Annotated in this window: 15 protein-coding genes; 9 read left to right on the top strand and 6 right to left on the bottom strand. The window is 66.4% G+C overall.

Annotated elements, in window-relative coordinates; all coding sequences use genetic code 11:
* Nucleotides 1-431 precede the first annotated feature (431 nt).
* The 6 genes from AC3A4M_RS04280 (at nt 432) to AC3A4M_RS04255 (ending at nt 9,184) form a co-directional block, all read left to right on the top strand.
* The gene (locus tag AC3A4M_RS04280) at nt 432-4,460 is read left to right on the top strand and encodes a Pls/PosA family non-ribosomal peptide synthetase (protein ID WP_498734173.1); all 4,029 of its coding nucleotides are present in this window, start codon (nt 432-434) and stop codon (nt 4,458-4,460) included.
* Between the two features lie 49 nt (nt 4,461-4,509).
* Nucleotides 4,510-5,445 carry a 4-hydroxy-tetrahydrodipicolinate synthase gene (gene dapA / locus AC3A4M_RS04275; RefSeq protein WP_498734172.1) on the top strand — a complete coding sequence of 312 codons (936 nt, stop codon included), beginning with the start codon at nt 4,510-4,512 and terminating at the stop codon, nt 5,443-5,445.
* On the top strand, nt 5,420-6,760 hold the full coding sequence (locus AC3A4M_RS04270; RefSeq protein WP_498734171.1) for a heparan-alpha-glucosaminide N-acetyltransferase domain-containing protein: 1,341 nt from the start codon (nt 5,420-5,422) through the stop codon (nt 6,758-6,760). Before dapA ends, AC3A4M_RS04270 begins: the two co-directional genes overlap by 26 nt.
* 42 nt (nt 6,761-6,802) lie before the next feature.
* Complete coding sequence (locus AC3A4M_RS04265) at nt 6,803-6,946, top strand: hypothetical protein (protein WP_498734170.1); 144 nt, start codon at nt 6,803-6,805, stop codon at nt 6,944-6,946.
* 243 nt (nt 6,947-7,189) lie between these two features.
* Nucleotides 7,190-8,479 (top strand): S8 family peptidase, encoded by a 1,290-nt coding sequence (locus AC3A4M_RS04260; protein ID WP_498734169.1) that lies wholly within the window; start codon nt 7,190-7,192, stop codon nt 8,477-8,479.
* Nucleotides 8,480-8,491: 12 nt separating this feature from the next.
* Complete coding sequence (locus AC3A4M_RS04255; protein ID WP_498734168.1) at nt 8,492-9,184, top strand: TMEM175 family protein; 693 nt, start codon at nt 8,492-8,494, stop codon at nt 9,182-9,184.
* 134 nt (nt 9,185-9,318) lie between these two features.
* On the opposite strand, the gene AC3A4M_RS04250 is transcribed toward AC3A4M_RS04255, so the two are convergent.
* The 4 genes from AC3A4M_RS04250 to AC3A4M_RS04235 all read right to left on the bottom strand — a co-directional run bounded on the left by AC3A4M_RS04250 (nt 9,319) and on the right by AC3A4M_RS04235 (nt 12,555).
* Complete coding sequence (locus AC3A4M_RS04250) at nt 9,319-9,540, bottom strand: SCO4848 family membrane protein (protein WP_498734167.1); 222 nt, start codon at nt 9,538-9,540, stop codon at nt 9,319-9,321.
* 13 nt (nt 9,541-9,553) lie between these two features.
* A complete protein-coding gene (locus tag AC3A4M_RS04245) occupies nt 9,554-10,054 on the bottom strand; it encodes a DUF2505 domain-containing protein (RefSeq protein ID WP_498728753.1) in 501 nt (166 codons plus the stop codon).
* 76 nt (nt 10,055-10,130) lie between these two features.
* A complete protein-coding gene (locus AC3A4M_RS04240; protein ID WP_498728751.1) occupies nt 10,131-10,340 on the bottom strand; it encodes a helix-turn-helix domain-containing protein in 210 nt (69 codons plus the stop codon).
* A gap of 115 nt (nt 10,341-10,455) precedes the next feature.
* The gene (locus AC3A4M_RS04235; RefSeq protein WP_498734166.1) at nt 10,456-12,555 is read right to left on the bottom strand and encodes a M1 family metallopeptidase; all 2,100 of its coding nucleotides are present in this window, start codon (nt 12,553-12,555) and stop codon (nt 10,456-10,458) included.
* A gap of 282 nt (nt 12,556-12,837) precedes the next feature.
* Between AC3A4M_RS04235 and AC3A4M_RS04230 the strand changes: the two genes are divergently transcribed.
* A complete protein-coding gene (locus AC3A4M_RS04230) occupies nt 12,838-13,116 on the top strand; it encodes a DUF1707 domain-containing protein (RefSeq protein ID WP_498734165.1) in 279 nt (92 codons plus the stop codon).
* 9 nt (nt 13,117-13,125) lie between these two features.
* Here the strand turns inward: AC3A4M_RS04230 and AC3A4M_RS04225 are convergent, their stop codons facing one another.
* Together AC3A4M_RS04225 and AC3A4M_RS04220 are read right to left on the bottom strand one after the other, a co-directional pair.
* Nucleotides 13,126-14,007, bottom strand: a complete 882-nt coding sequence (locus AC3A4M_RS04225; RefSeq protein WP_498734164.1) for an HNH endonuclease — start codon at nt 14,005-14,007, stop codon at nt 13,126-13,128.
* A gap of 22 nt (nt 14,008-14,029) precedes the next feature.
* The gene (locus tag AC3A4M_RS04220) at nt 14,030-15,343 is read right to left on the bottom strand and encodes a UDP-glucose dehydrogenase family protein (RefSeq protein WP_498734163.1); all 1,314 of its coding nucleotides are present in this window, start codon (nt 15,341-15,343) and stop codon (nt 14,030-14,032) included.
* A 294-nt stretch (nt 15,344-15,637) separates the two neighbouring features.
* Between AC3A4M_RS04220 and AC3A4M_RS04215 the strand changes: the two genes are divergently transcribed.
* Nucleotides 15,638-16,480, top strand: a complete 843-nt coding sequence (locus tag AC3A4M_RS04215; protein WP_498734162.1) for a hypothetical protein — start codon at nt 15,638-15,640, stop codon at nt 16,478-16,480.
* A gap of 24 nt (nt 16,481-16,504) precedes the next feature.
* Complete coding sequence (locus AC3A4M_RS04210; protein WP_498734161.1) at nt 16,505-17,530, top strand: M20/M25/M40 family metallo-hydrolase; 1,026 nt, start codon at nt 16,505-16,507, stop codon at nt 17,528-17,530.
* The last annotated feature ends 190 nt before the right edge of the window (nt 17,531-17,720 follow it).

Genomic DNA, 17,720 nt, shown 5'->3' with positions numbered 1-17,720 from the left:
TGGCAAGACTCTCCGGTACCTAGCTACACATTTGCCCAAGAAGGCGGGCTTTCCACGCTCCTCACGTAGGAAACCGAGTACTGCCCCGATGCACCGCCGGTAGGTGAAACCTGCAAGCGAGTAACCCCGCCGGCAAAACTCCGGTACCTGCTACGCATCACAGAACGGTTACGGCTTCGTAGGGTCAGGGACATGGGGGAAATCATCGTGGACCAGGTCCGATGCAAGGTTGCGCCTCGAAGCGATTGCACGCGCGCACTTTACTAAGCAGCTGCCGCCAATAGCCGGCTCTCATTCGAGCCACAGCCGGCGCTCCGGTGAGTCTCGATGCCCGCTGCGCCGTAAACAACCCTTTCGCCTGTGCCTGTCGTGCCGCGGCAGGTAGACAGGGCTGCGGGGAAAACAACACTTCATGGGGGAAACTTTTGGACTTGTCGAACAGTCCTGCAACAACGGGGGACATCGCAGACGATGTTGCAGACAGACACACGCACCACCGGATACACAGTGAGGAAGGGCCCGGGTGCCGGCATGGCTTCGGCCCCGATGCCGCCGTCTTTCCCAGCCGGGCTGCGACGGACGAGCGCACCTTGGTCGACATCATCCAGGCGACGATCGCGGCCTATCCCGCGGCGCCGGCGATCGACGACGGCGACACTCGCCTCAGCTACGCGGCGCTCGGCCTGCACATTGACGAGATAGCGCGCCGGCTCTGGGCCTCGGACATCGGCGCGGGGGACCGCGTGGGGGTCCGGGTGCCGTCTGGATCCGTCGACCTCTACATCGCCATCCTGGGGATCCTGGTTTCCGGTGCGGCCTACGTACCGGTGGACGCGGACGAGCCGGACGAGCGGGCCGAAACCGTCTGGGCCGAAGCGGCCGTGTGCGCCGTCATCGGTGAAGGGCTGGTCGTCAGACCGATGCCGGGCGTGCAGACTCTGGGCAACAGCCCGCAGCCGCACCCCGACGACGACGCCTGGATCATCTTTACCTCGGGCTCCACCGGCAAGCCGAAGGGCGTTGCCATCCAGCACCGCTCGGCGGCCGCGTGGGCGGATGCGGAGGCGGAAATGTTCCTGCCCGAGCGCCCGCTCACCCGCGGCGATCGGGTGCTGGCGGGCCTGTCCGTGGCCTTCGACGCCTCTTGCGAAGAGATGTGGCTGGCCTGGCGGAACGGCGCCTGCCTGGTTCCGGCACCCCGCTCGCTGGTCCGGTCCGGTGCGGATCTGGGACCGTGGCTGGCGGACCGGGACGTCACCGTGGTCTCCACGGTGCCCACGCTGGCGGCCATGTGGCCGGCCGAGGCGCTGGAGAACATCCGGCTGCTGATTTTCGGCGGCGAAGCGTGCCCGGCGGAACTGGTGGCGCGTCTGGCCGGCCCCAACCGCGAGGTCTGGAACACCTACGGTCCTACCGAGGCGACGGTGATCGCCTGCGGTGCCGCGCTGGATGGCAGCGGGCCGGTGCGGATCGGCCTGCCGCTGCGCGGGTGGGAGCTGGCAGTGGTGGACCCGGACGGCAACCCGGTCAGCTGGGGCCAGGAGGGCGAGCTGATCATCGGCGGCGTGGGACTGGGCCGCTACCTCGACCCGGTGAGGGACGCCGAAAAGTACGCGCCGATGGCCACGCTTGGCTGGGAACGTGCCTATCGCAGCGGTGACCTGGTGCTCGCGGACAAGGACGGTCTGGTCTTCGTGGGCCGGGCTGACGAACAGGTCAAGCTGGGCGGGCGGCGGGTGGAGCTGGGCGAGATCGATGAAGCCCTCGCCCAGCTTCCGGGCGTGGCGACGGCGGCTGCCGCCGTCCAGTCCACGCCCAGCGGCAACAAGGTACTCGCCGGGTACCTGGTCCTGGAAGCGGGTATGGAGATTGACCTGGCGGCGGCGCGGTCGCGGCTGCAGGAAATGCTGCCCGCGCAGCTGGTACCGGCGCTCGGCGTCGTCGATGAGCTGCCGGTGAAGACATCGGGCAAGGTGGACCGCAAGGCGCTGCCCTGGCCGCTGCCCGGTACCGCTGCGGCGGGAGCCGGGCACACCCTGACCGGCACCGAAGGCTGGATCGCGGATGCCTGGACCGACCTGCTGGGACCGGTGCCGCTGGAGGGGGACAGCGACTTCTTCGCCCTGGGCGGGGCCAGTGTGGCCGCGGCGCAGCTGGTAGCCACACTGCGCGGCCGGCACCCCGAAGTCTCCATCGCCGACATCTACGCCCGGCCGACGCTCGGTGGCATGGCCGCCTACCTGGACAGCCTCGGCGCCAGCACGTCCGAGCAGCGCGACGTCCGGCCCACCCCGTGGTGGACCGGCCTGGTCCAGGCCCCGCTGATCGGCGTGCTGTATTCGATCACCGGGCTGCGGTACGTGACGGGCATCGCGGTAGTTTGCTGGCTGATGTTCAACCTGACGGACGCGCCGTGGATGCCGAATCCGCCGTTGCTGCCGACGCTGGCCGCGTGGATTGTGCTCTTCACGCTGCCGTTCCGGGTACTCTTCGCCGTGGCCTCGGCCCGGCTGCTGTTGTGGGGTGTGGCGCCGGGCGTCTACGCTCGCGGCGGCTGGATGCATCTGCGGCTGTGGGCTGCGGAACGCATTGCCACCTTCTGCAAGCTGGAGCCTTTGATGGGCTCGCCGCTGGCGCCCTGGGTGGCGCGGGCATTCGGCTGCAAGGCCGGCAAGCAGGTGCATCTGGACGCCCTGCCACCGGTGACCGGACTGGCCGAGTTCGGCTCCGGCGCGACCATCGAATATGAAGTGGACCTGGCCGGCCACTGGCTAGAGGGCGACCGCCTGCATATCGGCCGCGTCCGGATCGGCGAGAACGCCCGGGTAGGCACCCGGTCCATCCTGATGAACGAGGCGCGGATCGGTGCCGGGGCCGAAGTGGAGCCCGGAACCTGCGTTAGCGGCTGGGTGCCGGACGGGGAGCGCTGGGCCGGTTCTCAGATGGAGCCTGTCGGGACGGCGGGGGAAGACTGGCCGGAGGACGACGGCGACACCCGCCCCGTGCGGGCCGTTGCGCTCCTGTACCCGCTGGGACTGGCCGGTCTGGCACTGATGCCGATTGCCGCCGTCGTACCCGGTGCTTTACTGGTGATGTCCGTGATCCGCGGAATCGGGAACCTGGATGCAGCGCTGTGGACGCTCGCGGCGTGGTCGCCCGTGTTCCTGGTGCTGGCCGTTGTCACCTATCTGGCGATGACGGCCGGGCTGGTCCGCCTGCTGAGCCTGTTGCTCAGGCCCGGCTTCCACTCGCTGCACGGCGCCGCGGCGTGGGCGGCCTGGCTGTCCAACCTGCTGCTGGCCAAGACACTGGTTTCGGTCTATCCGCTTTACGCAAGCCTGCTCACGCCGTTGTGGCTGCGGGTGCTCGGGGCGAAGGTGGGCAGGCATGTGGAGATCTCCACGATGGAGACCATCCCGCACCTGACCACGTTCTCGAGCCGCTCCTTCCTGGCAGACCACTCGCTGGTCACCGCGCCGCGCGCCCGGGCCGGCCGGCTGCACCTGGGCCCGGCGAGCGTGGGGGAGAAGTCCTTTGTGGGCAACTCCGGCATTGTCGGCGCCGACATGCAGGTGCCGGACAACTCGCTGATCGCCGTGCTGTCGTCGGCACCGAAGAACATGCCGGCATCGTCCAACTGGTTCGGCCGGCCCGCGATGGAACTGCCGCGGCCGGTGGACCACGGGGATACCGCGCGGACCTACAATCCGCCGCGGCGGCTGCTGGTGGCCCGCGCCGCCGTCGAAAGCTGCCGCCTGCTGCCGGCGGTCATCACCGCCTGGCTGGCACTGGCCACGGTCTGGGTGCTGACGCAGATCTACCTGCAGGCGGGGCTGCTCATGACCGCGGTCCTGTCCGGGCCGGTGCTGCTGGCCAGCGCGTTCGCCGCCTGCCTGGTGGCGCTGACGGCAAAGTGGGCGCTGGTGGGCCGGTTCCGGCCGTCGGAACACCCGCTCTGGACGTCCTTTATCTGGCGCAACGAGCTGGCCGACGTCTTCTCCGAATCGCTCGCCGTGCCCGGCCTCATCCGGATGAGCCTGGGCACGCCCATGTTCAACCTCTGGCTGAGGTTGATGGGTGCCCGGATTGGCCGGCGCGTTTGGTGCGAAACCTGGTGGCTGCCCGAATTCGATCTGATCAGCATCGGCGACGGGGTCAGCATCAACCGCGGCACCGTGCTCCAGACGCACCTGTTCCACGACCGCATTATGCGCATGGAGGAAGTGACGCTGGCGGACTTCGCCACGCTGGGGCCGAACAGCGTGGTGCTGCCGGGCAGCCGGCTGGAAACGCACGCGACCGTTGGCCCGGGCTCGCTGGTGATGCGCTCCGAGACCGTGCCGGCCGGCGGCACCTGGGCCGGAAACCCGCTGCGCAACTGGGACCTGGTCCAGAGCCGGCAGCGCGGGCAGCTGCTGGCCACCGCCGGCTCTTCGTCCGGTCCCGGCAACTCTTCGTGAGCGCCGGGGCCACCACAGCAGACAGATCAATCAACAGGGGGAAATTGAGATGACAACCATGGAGAACCTCGAATTTACGACGCCGGCAGCGTGCGTCTTCGGGAGCGTGCTCACTGCAATGGTCACGCCGTTCGATGGCTGCGGCCGGGTAGACCTGCCCGCGGCGGAACGGCTGGCACGGTGGCTGACCAGGGACGGCTGGAACGACGGCGTGGTGGTCAACGGCACCACGGGCGAGTCCATCGCCACTTCGGACCACGAGAAGTCGAAGATGATCGGGGCGGCCCGGCGCGCGGTGGCCGGAACCGCGAAGAAGGTCATCGCCGGAGTCGGCTCGGGGGACACCCGGCACAGCATCAAGCTGGCGCAGAACGCCGCGGACTGGGGCGCCGACGGTCTGCTGCTGGTGGCACCGTACTACTCCCGGCCGTCCCAGCGCGGACTGCTGCGCCACTTCCTGGCCATCGCGGACAGCACCGAACTGCCGATTATGCTCTACGACATTCCCAAACGGACCGGCGTCGCCATCGAGCCGACGACGCTGGACGCCGCGGCCAAGCATCCCGGGATCGTGGCGGTCAAGGATGCCAAGGGCGATCTCGAAACCAGCTCGTGGGTGATGCGGGAGACGCCGCTGTCCTACTACTCGGGGGACGACGCGCTGAACCTCCCGTTGCTCTCGATCGGGGCGGTCGGCTTCGTCTCGGTGGTGGGCCACGTGGTGGGGGACCGGCTGAACGAGCTGTTCCACCTGTACTCGCAGGGACAGATCGACCAGGCGCTCGCCGTGCACCGCGAGCTGTTGCCGGTCTACCGCGGGATGTTCCGTGCCCCGGCCGCCGCGTCGGTGAAGGCCGCACTGCAGTCGCTGGGCCTGCCCGGCGGCAGCGTCCGCTCGCCCCTGGCCGAACTGACCGAGGACGAAACCACAGCCTTGATGGCAGATATGGAGGCCTCCGGTGTTCGACGGACGATCACTGTTTGAGCCCAAGGCCGGTGCGTCGGCAGCCAAACCCAAGGCCCGCATCAGCGGAGTCGATGCCGCGCGCGGGCTGGCGCTGATCGGCATGATGACCATCCACATTCTGCCCGGCTGGAACGAGGACGCTGAACCGACGCTGGTCTGGCAGCTGTTCTCCGGCACGTCGGCCGCGCTGTTCGCGTTCCTGGCCGGCGTCTCGCTGGCCTTCGTCTCGGGAGGTGCGCGGGCTGTTGGGGGCCGCGCACTAACGGCGGCGAAGGCCTCGATGGCCGTGCGGGCCCTGATCATCGCAGGCATGGGGCTGCTGATCGGTCTGCTGGATCCGCCGGCGGCAATCATTCTGGCGTATTACGGCATGATGTTCCTGCTGGCCATCCCGCTGCTCGGGCTCAGCCCGCGGATGCTCGGTTTTGCTGCTGCAGCGTTTGCCATCGTGGGACCTGTCCTGATGCAGCAGCTCCGCCGGCCGCTGCCGGACCTGGACGGGTTCGACCCCTCGCTGAGCATGCTCTTCGACGATCCGGGGGCCGTGGTCAGTGCCTTGCTGTTCACCGGTTCCTTTCCGGCCGTTCCCTACATGGCCTACATCTGCGCTGGCCTGGCCATCGGCCGGCTTAACCTGCGCTCGCGCGATATCCAGATCCGGCTGATGGTCGGCGGAGCCATCCTCGCCGCGGCCACCTGGCTCTTCGCCCTGCTGATGCTCGGGCCACTGGGGGGACGGCAGGCGCTGATCGAGAACTCGCCGCGGCTGGGCGCGGAGGGAGTGGACAACATCCTGACGTGGGGCCCGGACTTCGGGCTGCCGGCCTCCAGCGGATGGTGGTTGACGGTCCTCTCGCCCTACTCTTCCACCCCGGTGGAAATCCTGAACACCTTGGGGATTGCCGCCGTCGTCCTTGGTTTTATGTTGTGGGTGGGTGAAAGGGTCACCTGGATCCTGGCCCCGCTCACTGCGGTCGGCGCGATGACGCTGACCGTGTATTCGGTCCATCTGGTGGTGCTGGCCACCGGCTTCCTGGCCGAACAGCCGCGTCTCTCGCTGGCCCTCCAGGTTGCCGCCGCGGTGCTCTTCGCGGTCCTGTGGCACAATTCCACCGGCAGGGCGCAGGGTCCGCTGGAGCGGATGGTTGCGCAGGCATCCGGCCGGACGCGGTCGCGCGTCCTCGCTTCCGGCGGGGCGGGCAGCGGGTCGGGGAGCGAGGCGGATCCCGGGGCAAGATCCGGGGCGGGCAGCGGGACGGTTCCATGGGAAGGCTCGGAGAGAGCCGCTCGCGGAGGGCAGAGACCGGAGCCGGACCCCGAGCAACGCCCGTGAAGAGTTTCGCCGAAACCGGGCCGATGCGGGATACTCGTATCCGTGACACTGGAGCGGGAGGCCGCGGGCAAGGCCCTGTACGAAGAGCGCATGAAACTGCTCGATGGCCTCTGGATGCCGGACGCGCCGCCGTGGGACGAACTCCCCGAAGACGTCAAGGAACGCTGGCGCACTTACGCGGACTGACCCCGATGGCCTCTGTAAACGGGGTTTCCGGGCGCTACCGTCATGCGGCGCATGATTTTGCCCCAGCTATGGACGCTTCTTCCTTCGAGGTCCATACTGTGATTCCAAAGGGGTTTATAACGATATGGTGAAGCGCTTGGGGGCAGGTGGCCGCATATCGATTTTGGGGATATTGGGATCGAACCTGCTTCGGAGGAAATCATGGGGAGTCTGCATCCAGCAGCACGCCGTTTGCTGGCCATTGTGGCTGCATCAGCAACCGCTACGGCCGGAATGGCCTTTCTCGGGTCGCCGGCACTGGCCGAGACCGAAGACGACTACATCGTCGTGCTAAAGGACTCCGCTGCCGATGTTGAGGACATCGCGGCGGACCATCAGGAGGAATTCGACGTCGACGAAACCTCGACGTACAGCGAGGCCATCTCCGGCTACGCCGCGAGCATGACCGCTGCCAACGCCGAGCAGCTGGGCAATGACCCGGCGGTGGCGTATGTCGCCCTGGACCGGCAGTTCACCTTGGCCGCGCAGAAGACGCCGGTCAGCGTAACGCGCACCGGGGCCGATCAGTCCAGCGCCAAAGCCGGTGACGGCGCAGGTTCCGTCGACGTGAACATTGCTGTCATCGACACCGGCGTGGATGCTACGCATCCGGACCTCAATGTCCGCGGCGGCGTCGACTGCAGCAGCGGCTCCGCGGTAAACGTACCGGCGCCCGTGGACGTCATGGGCCACGGAACGTCGGTGGCCGGTGTGGCGGCGGCCCGCGACAATGATCTGGGCGTGGTGGGCATGGCTCCCGGCGCACCGATCTGGTCTGTGCGGGTGCTGAGCGACGCCGGGACAATCTCGGAGTCAAGCCTGATCTGTGCGTATGACTGGGTGACCGGGACGCGGACCGATAACAATGCGGACAACGACATCGCGGTCGCCAACGTGAGCATCGCCGGACCCGGGACCGACGACGGCGCCTGCGGCAGCCAGAGCGGGGACCCCATGCATGCGGCGATCTGCCGTTCGGTGGAAGCCGGCGTGACTTACGTGGTGGCGGCCGGCAACGGCGCGACCGATGTGGCCGGCGTGGTTCCTGCCGCCTATGACGAGGTGCTGACCGCGACGGCGATCGGCGACTTCGACGGAAGGCCCGGCGGAGAGGCATCGCCGGTGTGCCTGGGCCAGGACGTGAGTGCCTACGCCAATGACGACAGGCCCGCGAGCTTCTCCAACTTCGCCACACAGGGCGACGACCAGGAGCACACCGTCGCGGGACCGGGCGTCTGCGTTGAAACAACGGCCCGCGGCGGTGGAACAGCCTCCCCGCACGGCACCAGCTTCGCCTCGCCTGCAGTAGCCGGAACCGTGGCGCTCTGCCTGAACCAGGGCACCTGCACCGGATCCGTGGCGGATGTGGTGGACAGCTTTGTGGAGGCGACCGAGCAGTACAACAACGACAATCCGGACCACGGCTACGAGGGGGATCCCCAGCGGCCGGGCTCGATCTACTACGGCCACCTCATCCGCGGTTCGCTGTTCTAACCTAGTCCGGCTTTGACGGAGGGCGCCGGCGCCGGGCAAGAGGGAGTGCCGGAGCGCCACGAGGGATTGCGGGAACGGCATCGGAGGCTCTTCGGCTCCGGTGCCTCCCTCGAGCGGCTCGTATTTTTCAGCGACGCCGTCTTTGCCATTGCCATGACGCTGTTGGTTCTGGAAATCATCATTCCCGAAGGGCTGGACCAGGAACATCTGGGCGCTGCCCTGCTGGCGGCGATGCTCGAGTTCTTCGCCTATGCTGTGAGCTTCGCCGTGATCAGCACTGCGTGGATGAACCACCACCGGAAATTCATTGTCATCCGGCGCTACGACGCCCGTCTGCAGTGGCTGAACCTGCTGCTGCTGTTCTTCATTGCGGTCCTGCCGATGCCTACCAGTTTCCTGAGCAACTATGGCGGGGAAATTTCGCCGTGGCCCGCGGTGCTCTACGCGAGCGTGACGGCGGCTGTCTTCGTGATGCTGAACCTGATCTGGATGCATGCGTGGCGGGCACAGTTGATGACCAAGGACGTGGACCGGGCCATGTACCGGTACGTGTTCTGGTCCATCCTGCCGGTGCCGCTGGTCTTCGTGCTGAGCATCCCGGTGGCGTTCTTCCACACGGATGCCGCCATGTATATGTGGCTGCTCATCATCCCCGCCGTGGTGATCACCCGGAGAATTGGCCGGAAAGGGGCTGAATCCCCCTAACCCGCCCCTTAAAACGCGAGATCGTCCCTGCCGGTACAGACGCCTCGTGGGAGGGACGATCTGGTGCGGCAGGGACGATCTCGCGAGAAAACCACGGCGATGAGGGCGGAAGCTAGCCCGCCAGAGGGCGGAAGCTAACCCGCCAGCAGTCGGAAACCGATCACCAGCGTGGCGATCCCCAGGATCATCGACGTGGTGATCAGCATGAATCGCGTGGTGAGGTAACTGGTCATATTGCCCTTGTCGTCCTTGGACCGCGGGTCCTTCCAGACTTGGAGCAGGAACGGCACCCAGGCGATGACGCTCCAGAAGCCGGCGAAGACCAGGACCCAGGCCAGGGCAGCAGGTACGTTCACAGTCGGTAAGCCCCTATGCCCGGCCGGCGATCCAGGCTTCGGCCTGCTCCGCCTGGATCCTCAGCGCCTTGCCCAGCATGGGCTCGGCTGCCGAAGCGATCTTGCCGCCGAGGAACGGGATGCCGGAGGAAACTTCGCCTTCGAGATCCACGCGGGTGGAACCGCCCTCGGAAACCAACTTCTGCACGGCCGCCACGTCAACCGGCGCACCGGCGATCTTGACGCCGACGTTGACGGTACGGGAGCCATCGGCCTCCGGGGCCTGCCACTGCTCGGTCTGCGTCACGTTTAGGAACTCGCCTAGCATCTTGCGTGCGATGTCCGGGAGCCGCGTCGTGGGAATGTTCCGGACCACGGTGAGGGTGAAGGGACCATCGACGTCGCCCTCCTGCTCCACGGAGACCAGGCTGCCGCCGACCATCTCGCTGATGTGGCGGAGGAAGTCCGCGCTGACAAAGGTCTCGGTGACCTGGGCAACGGGGTGGGACAGGTTGGTGGAGGCGCTCAAGGCCATAGGTGGACTCCAAAGATCGGTCTCGGTTGGGATCAGAGTCCATCCTACTGTCTTGTACGGATGCGGCGCCCCCGCGTCAGCTCGACGGATCCGCCTCCACCGCGGCCTCCGCCAGGTAGTCCGCGACTGCCGTCTCGTTGATCCGGAACGAGTGGCCGATGTGCACGGCTGGCATCTCGCCGGAATGCACCAGGCGGTACACGGTCATCTTGCTGACATTGAGCCGGGCTGCGACGTCCGATACTGTCAGGAAGTTGCCGATGTCCAGGTTCTGTTCACGTGACATTTTTCCTCCCCAGGAAACGTAAAGCCACTGTAGGCCTCGGCCGTGGCGTGGGTGGCGGAAACACGCTGGTGTTGTCGTTTCGATACCGCGGGTGGCCCGCCGTTACCTGACCGCGTCACAAGGCGCCGGGCTTCCCCGGGGTAAAGAGCCAGGTGTCGAACAGCTCCGTCAGATCCTGCCCCGAGTATTGCTCGGCAAACTGGATGAACTGCTTCGTCGAGACGACCTTGCCGGCTTTCCCTGTGCTCCAGCTCTTGAGCAGGCCGAAGAACGTGTCATCGCCGAGCTCCTCGCGCAGTGCCTGCAGCACCATCGCGCCGCGGGCCTGCACGGAGGCGTCGAAGACCCGCTCCGCTCCCGGATCCGAAATGCGCAGGTCCCAGAAGGGATCGTCGGCCGGAATGCCGCCGTAGAATTCGAACGCATCCTGGGCCTTGCCGAGGTCCTGTTCCTCGTTCCACAGCCACTGCGCGTAGGTGGCGAAACCGTCCGCCAGCCAGGCATCCCGCCACGAGGCGAGCGACAGGCTGCCGCCGAACCACTGGTGCGCCAGCTCGTGCACCATCATCGAGTCGGCGCTGGCCGGATCATAGAACCAGTCTTCGGAGTAGGTCGGCCGGCTCTGGCTCTCCAAGGCGAAACCGAGACCGTCAATTCCAATAACGACGCCGCCAGCCGCCTCCGCGGGATAGTCACCGAAACTGTCGGCCAGGAAACCGATGATTTCGGGCTGGCGCGCCAGTCCCTTTTCCACCCTGGCGCCGATGGAGACCGGCGTGGAAACGCCGGCTTCCCAGTCATCTTCATTCCCGGGGCTGCCCTCCGGCGCACCGGGAATGGTCCAGCCCTCCAGGCGGTCCCGGTTGCGGTCGTTCTCAAAGGACGTGGTGCCCTCGCCGGTGGAGACGATGATGTCCTCGATCAGCACGCCGTCGCGCTGGCCGTTGATGTCGCTGGCGTAGGTGATGGAGAGCTCCACGTCCGTGCCCTTGTAGTCGGACAGGTCGAACTCCCATTTCTCCCAGCCATCGCTGGTGCCGCTGGCAGCCCACCACTTGCCCGAGGTGCCTTCGGCCGTGCAGCCGCCCTCGCCGTCGTCGCTTTGGTAATGCTTGAGGAACGGGTGCACCTCGTGCCAGGCGGGGCAGGCCAGGCCGGTGTCGTCGGTGGCATGGCCGGTGGTGTCCTTGAGCGTGGTCCAGTCCTCGGCGCCGGCGGTGCGGGCCTCCACGAACGCGAAGTCCCAACCCGGTTCCGTGTCGCGTTCGAGCCAGAAGGACAGCTCGGCGCCGTCGTTGGGAATGCTGATGGTGCGGCTGAGCCGCTTGTAGGAGGAGTCCGAAGTGTGGGACCAGGCCAGGCCGTTGCCGTTGCGCGGGGTGATGACGGATTTCAGTTCCGGATCCAGCGCGTCCCAGTAATCGACGCCGTCCTTGGCGTAGGAATCGATCTCGAACTCGCCCACGCTCATCGAGGCCAGGTACGCCGGCAGTTGTTCCTTGGCTTCCCACGTCCACGTGGTCCGGCCGCTCTTGGACTTCTTGCCCTTCAACGCGCCGTTGGCGAGGGCTTCCCAGCCGTCCGGCACGGAGATGTTGTAGGTGTAGGTGGCCTTGTCCCGCGGGTGGTTGTTGGACGGGAACCAGGTGGGCGCGGTCAGCGGGTGGCCGGTGACCGTGGCGCCGGTTTCGGTGTGGATAAAGCCGGCCAGGCCGGGCTCCTTGATGGTCTTGGGCACGCCCGAGTACTTGACGACCACGGTGAACTTGTCGCCCTCGCGGATGTTCTGCGGCGACCGAACCTTCAGCTCGCCGTCCTCCGGAACGGACCAGTAGGCAGAGAGGCCGTTGACCTCGACGGAATCCACCGAGAGGCCGCGCAGGTCCAGGTTGAAGGAGGAAAGATCCTGGGCGGCACGGGCGCTGATGGTGGCAACGCCGTCGAGCTTGTCCGTGGGCGGATGGTAGGACAGATCCAATTGGTAGTGCTTGACGTCGTAGCCGCCGTTACCGGCCTGCGGGAAGTACTTATCGCCCACGCTTGCCGCGCCGGGCTGGGATTCGAACAACCGCGGATCAGGGGCCGCAAGGGCGGCGGTTCCGGGCAGGACAGCCAGGCCCGCGGCCAGCGATGCCGCAACGGCCACCGCGATACCGGTCCTGCGCCATACTGCCGGGCCGGTTGGTTCCGTGCCTGACCAGGATCTGTTGCTCATGCTGCCCCCTGAAACAGCGCAGTCGGTGTCTCTACCTTGCGCTGCTTCTGCAAGTGGTGTCAATGAATACGATCGGTGCAGTTGTTACTGCGCTCCGGTGCCATTCTTCGTCCCGGTGCTTGGGAAAAAGTTATGTTGCAACGTTTACGTTGCGGCGCCGCTCGCACCCCTGTATCTCCACGCCGGAGATGGGTAATCTGGCTATAAGGAACACCGTTCAGAGGCGACATTGCCAGCGGCTCTACGGCAAGGTTGCTTCCGCGTCGAGGGAGATGCATTGCAATGAATGCAGAATGGTTCTTGGTCGGGGGAGCCTGGCTGTTTGGCCTGGTGCTGCTGATGGTCGTGGTGCTGCTGGCTGTCATGGTGGTGCGGGCCTTTGTGACCGCAACCCGTGGCGGGCAGGAGCCGTTCCTGCTGACGCCGGCAGCAACGCATCATGCACCGCCGCCCCGAAGCGTGGCACGGCAGATCCTGGACCAGAGGCTGGCCCACGGCCAGATCACTTTGGACGAATACCAGGAGCGGCTGCGGGTCCTCGGCGAAAGCAGCAACGTGTAGGGTTTCGGGTCAGTCCTGGTTTGCGTTGCCCTTGATCTGCAGCAGCCTGGCGGCATCCCGCTGGGCCGCTTCTTCCTCCGGGCTCAGCACCGAACCGGCAACGTGCGGCGGGGCCGCCATCAAGCGCCTCAGTTCTGCGGGGGAGTAGGGGACGGGCGTGCGCCGGTGAGCCATCGCGTGGCAGTTGGCGCAGAACGGCACCAGATCGGTCAACGGATCCAGCTGATAGTCCGCGCCCTGTTCGGCGGCCGGAACGATGTGGTGGACCTGGATGTAGTCTTTGCCGAGCCCGCCGTAGGCCGCTTCGAAATTGAAACCGCAGGCCGCGCAGCTGGATCCGTGGTGGCGGATGCAGGCCGTCCTCGCCTGCGGGCTGACCTCGTATCGGTTGGCGGAAACCGTCAGCAGGGCCTCACCGGGAAGCGCACCCGGCACGGGCAGCGTCAACTCAAACTGCGACGGCCCGGCATAATCGGCCCAGACGTCCCGCAGTGCGGGAAGTTCGGCGGGCGGGATAATCTCGCCCCAGCCACGGATCAGGTCCCACGGCACGCCGGGAACGCGGCTGACCAGCTCGTCGTAGGGAACATGTTCACCCTGGCGCAGGAGGGCGTCGAAAACGACGTCGACGGCGGAGCCTGGTTCCAATCCCGCGGATCGGGGCTCGGAGACACTGTCCGGTCCCAGGGCGCCGTGGCCGATCAGACCCCGATGCTTCCCGCCCGTGAGCAGCAGCCAGACCTCGGTGCCCGGGACAAGCTCCGGCGCCGAGCCAACGATCCATCTGGTCCGGAACCCGCCGGTTTCGGCGACAAGCTCCACCACCTCGGGGAAGGCCGGTTGCCACGCATCCCAATCGGCAGGATCCCAGCCGAGGACGATCGCGTTCATGGGTTCCTCCTCGGCCGTCGGGTCAGGGGCGGCCGATGCCCTTGTAGGTCCAGCCGGCGTCGCGCCAGATTGCGGGGTCGAGGACGTTGCGGCCGTCGAGAATGTTCTTCTCGTCCACGAGATTTGCGACGGCGGCCGGGTCCAGTTCGCGGTATTCCTTCCATTCGGTCAGGAGTACCAGGGCGTGGGCCTTGGCCAGCGCGGTCTTGGTGTCCGGTTCGTAGGACAGTTCGGGGAAGCGGCCCTTGGCGTTGGGCAGCGCTTCGGGATCGGTGACGGTGACGGTGGCGCCCTGGAGCTGGAGTTGTTGGGCGACGCTGAGTGCGGGGGAGTCGCGGACGTCGTCGGACTCGGGTTTGAATGCGGCGCCGAGGACGGTGATGCGTTTGCCGATCAGGGAGCCGCCGACGAGTTCGCGGGTCAGCTCGACCACGCGGGAGCGGCGGCGCATGTTGATCGCGTCCACTTCGCGCAGGAAGGTCAGGGCCTGGTCGGCGCCGAGTTCGCCGGCGCGGGCCATGAAGGCGCGGATGTCCTTGGGCAGGCAGCCGCCGCCGAAGCCGACGCCGGCGTTGAGGAACTTGCGGCCGATCCGGTCGTCCATGCCGATCGCGTCGGCGAGGGCGGAGACGTCGGCGCCGGCGGCTTCGCAGACCTCGGCCATGGCGTTGATGAAGGAGATCTTCGTGGCCAGGAAGGAGTTCGCGGCGGTCTTGACCAGTTCGGCGGTGGCGTAGTCGACCACGAGGCGCGGAGTGTCGTTGGACAGCGGGGTGGCGTAGACCTCGTCCAGGGCGGCGGTGGCGCGGGCGCCCCGTTCGCCGGCGGGGACGCCGTAGACGAAGCGGTCCGGGGTGAGGGTGTCTTTCACGGCGTGGCCTTCGCGCAGGAACTCGGGGTTCCAGGCGAGGACGGCGCCCGGGGCCTTGGCGGCGACCATGTCGGCCAGGCGGGCTGCGGTGCCGACGGGAACGGTGGATTTGCCGACGGCGATGTCGCCGTCGTGCAGGTACGGGATGAGTTCGTAGAACGCGGAGTCGACGTAGGTCAGGTCCGCTGCGTATTCGCCTTTGCGCTGCGGGGTGCCGACGCAGACGAAGTGGACCTGGGCGCCTTCGGCGTCGGCCATCGAGGTGCTGAACTTCAGCCGTCCGGTCTCCTGGACCTCGGTCAGCAGTTCCGGCAGGCCGGGCTCGAAGAACGGTGCGCGGCCGGCCTGGAGCTCGGTGATCTTGCGCTGGTCCACATCGATGCCAACGACTTCATGACCGAGCTTGGCCATGGAAGCCGCGTGGACGGCACCTAAGTAACCACAGCCAATGACGGAGATACGCATACAGATCCTTTGAACGAGACTTCTTGGAAAAACCCTATTGACAGTATCCCGCAAACATGAAGAGAAGATTAAAACGCCACTGAACTTGAGGGGACCTTGAGGTTCATACATTAGGGTGTGGACAAGCCTAAACGCTTGTGCCATCTGGGGACGGGCAAGCGATGGGCGATTATTGGGGAGTTGGGGAACTCATATGTCTGTACTTTTTCGCGTCCAAAATGCCATCCATCACTTTGGACAGAACTACCGAAGAGCCGGCCATGCAGAACAGCAGGTGCTGCCGTGACCGGGTTCATGAGCGCACGCGTTCAAGCCGCTGCGGACAACGGAACGGTCCTGGTCGGCGTGCTGTGTCTTGCCCTGGTGTTCCTGTTTTTCGCGCTGCAGCGCAAACCGCCGCGGTTGCTGAAGACCGATCCCGCGCTGCTGCCGTCCACTTTTTTCACCGGCGTCATGGCAGCGGCCCTGTTCGCCGGGCTTACCGGCGGCGGGACTCCGGAGCTGATCGGGACAGGCCTGGCTGTCGGCGCTGCCTACGGCCTGTTCTGCAGCTTTGTCCGGCAGCGGCCCGCGCGGTCGGGCAGCCTGCACCTTGTCCGGTCTTTCCTCGAGTTCATCATCGCCGCGGCGGCGATATTCTACGCGACCACCGCCTACTTTGAACTGGCGGCGCAATCGTCTGCAGCCGGGTTGCCGCGCCCGTTCTGGACCGCGGCCTATATTGCGCTGCTGGCCGCTGCGTTCATCGCGGTGCTGCCCAATACGCTGCACAAGATGGGCAGCCACGGTTCCATTCTGGACGTGGGCATGTGCACGTATGCCGCCCTGGTGTTGCTGACCTTCTGCCTCGCGCCCACCGGCTTGGGGACGCTGGGGCTGCCCGGGGACCGCTGGATCTGGGCGATCGCCGGCGTTGCCGTGGTCCTGATTGCCAGCGTGCTGGCGCCCGGAGCGGTGACGGCGGCCGGCGGGCTGTTCCGGCTGCTCGGCGGGGTGCTGCTGGATGCCTCGGTCGGGGTGGATTTCTCGCCGTCGTCGCTTGTCTCCGCGTCGGTTCTGGGCGCTTACGCGGTCTGCTTCTGGCTGTGCCTAAGTTTGACGCGGAAAGTACTTCCACCGGTCGTGCAGATGCGCTAAGTTTCAACGCAAGGGGGAACATCCATGAAAATGCATAGAGGTGCCCGGGCAAGTCTTGCCGCTGTGGCCGCCGCCGCCGTCGTTGTTCTTGCAGGTTGTTCCGCCTCTCCGCCGCCGTTGGTTCCCACACACAGCGCCGACACCGGTGCGCTGCGCGAGGCCGTCAACGCCCGGGACATCATGGACCACCTCGAGGCGCTGCAGGACGTGGCCGATGCCAACGGCGGCCACCGGGCCGCCGGCAGTTCCGGCTACGAGGAATCCGCCCGATATGTCGAGGAGCAGCTGCGCGCGGCCGGTTACAACCCTGTTCGCCAGCATTTCACTTACGAGGACGACGACGAGAAGGTCGAGACCTTCAACATCCTCGCGGAAACCAGCGGTAGCGACGAGCACATCATTGTGGTGGGCGGGCATCTGGATTCGGTGCGCCGCGGGCCCGGCATCAACGACAACGCCAGCGGGGTGGGCGCCATCCTCGAAACGGCACTGCGGATGGCGGATTTCGGGATCGAGCCGACCAACAAGGTGCGGTTCGCGTTCTGGGGCGGCGAGGAGGAGGGGCTGTACGGATCGCAGCATTACGTGGACGAACTCAGCGGCAGCGAGACCGGGCAGCATGCGGTCTACCTGAACCTGGACATGGTGGCCTCGCCCAACGGCGTACGACTTGTGCACGACGGCGACGGCTCAACTTTCGGCGACAACGCCCCCAATGGTTCGGATGAGATCGAGGACGTTTTCGTCGACTATTTTGCCGACCGCGGGCTGGAGGTGCTGCCCACTCCGTTCTTGGACGGCGACTCCGACTACGCGGCCTTCCTCAAAGCCGGGATTCCCTCCGGGGGGCTCTTCACCGGCGACGCGGGCACCAAGAGCCGGGCCGAAGCCCAGGCCTTCGGCGGTGAGGCGGGAGTGGATTACGACAGCTGCTACCACCAGTCCTGCGACACGATCGAGAACGTGGACACGAACCTGCTGGAGGAAATGGCTGACGCGCTGGCACACGCCACCATAGCCTTCGCCACGGCCACGCCTGCGGAGGATTGAACGGGCTTAGCCTGGGCGGCAACCTCCTTAGCGGCCTCAATTCCCGAATCTGACAAGAGGTTTTGTCAACCCTTGATGGCAATTTTGCCTCCGCGAAGGGCTAACTGGTTGTGCGCTCTTCCGGCCCGAGAATCCCTCGACTAACGTCAGCCACACGACCGGTGTTGGGGGCCATGCCGGGCGACATTCA

The organism is Arthrobacter sp. Soil_C_60, from assembly GCF_057656375.1.
This window is presented reverse-complemented; position numbering and strand designations above follow the sequence as displayed.

Excerpts from the sequence above, each read along its gene's own strand:
- AC3A4M_RS04235 (WP_498734166.1), bottom strand. The coding sequence starts at position 12,555 with ATGAGCAACAGATCCTGGTCAGGCACGGAACCAACCGGCCCGGCAGTA.
- AC3A4M_RS04225 (WP_498734164.1), bottom strand. The coding sequence starts at position 14,007 with ATGAACGCGATCGTCCTCGGCTGGGATCCTGCCGATTGGGATGCGTGG.
- AC3A4M_RS04230 (WP_498734165.1), top strand. The coding sequence starts at position 12,838 with ATGAATGCAGAATGGTTCTTGGTCGGGGGAGCCTGGCTGTTTGGCCTG.
- AC3A4M_RS04220 (WP_498734163.1), bottom strand. The coding sequence starts at position 15,343 with ATGCGTATCTCCGTCATTGGCTGTGGTTACTTAGGTGCCGTCCACGCG.
- AC3A4M_RS04240 (WP_498728751.1), bottom strand. The coding sequence starts at position 10,340 with ATGTCACGTGAACAGAACCTGGACATCGGCAACTTCCTGACAGTATCG.
- AC3A4M_RS04245 (WP_498728753.1), bottom strand. The coding sequence starts at position 10,054 with ATGGCCTTGAGCGCCTCCACCAACCTGTCCCACCCCGTTGCCCAGGTC.
- AC3A4M_RS04215 (WP_498734162.1), top strand. The coding sequence starts at position 15,638 with ATGAGCGCACGCGTTCAAGCCGCTGCGGACAACGGAACGGTCCTGGTC.
- dapA (WP_498734172.1), top strand. The coding sequence starts at position 4,510 with ATGACAACCATGGAGAACCTCGAATTTACGACGCCGGCAGCGTGCGTC.
- AC3A4M_RS04210 (WP_498734161.1), top strand. The coding sequence starts at position 16,505 with ATGAAAATGCATAGAGGTGCCCGGGCAAGTCTTGCCGCTGTGGCCGCC.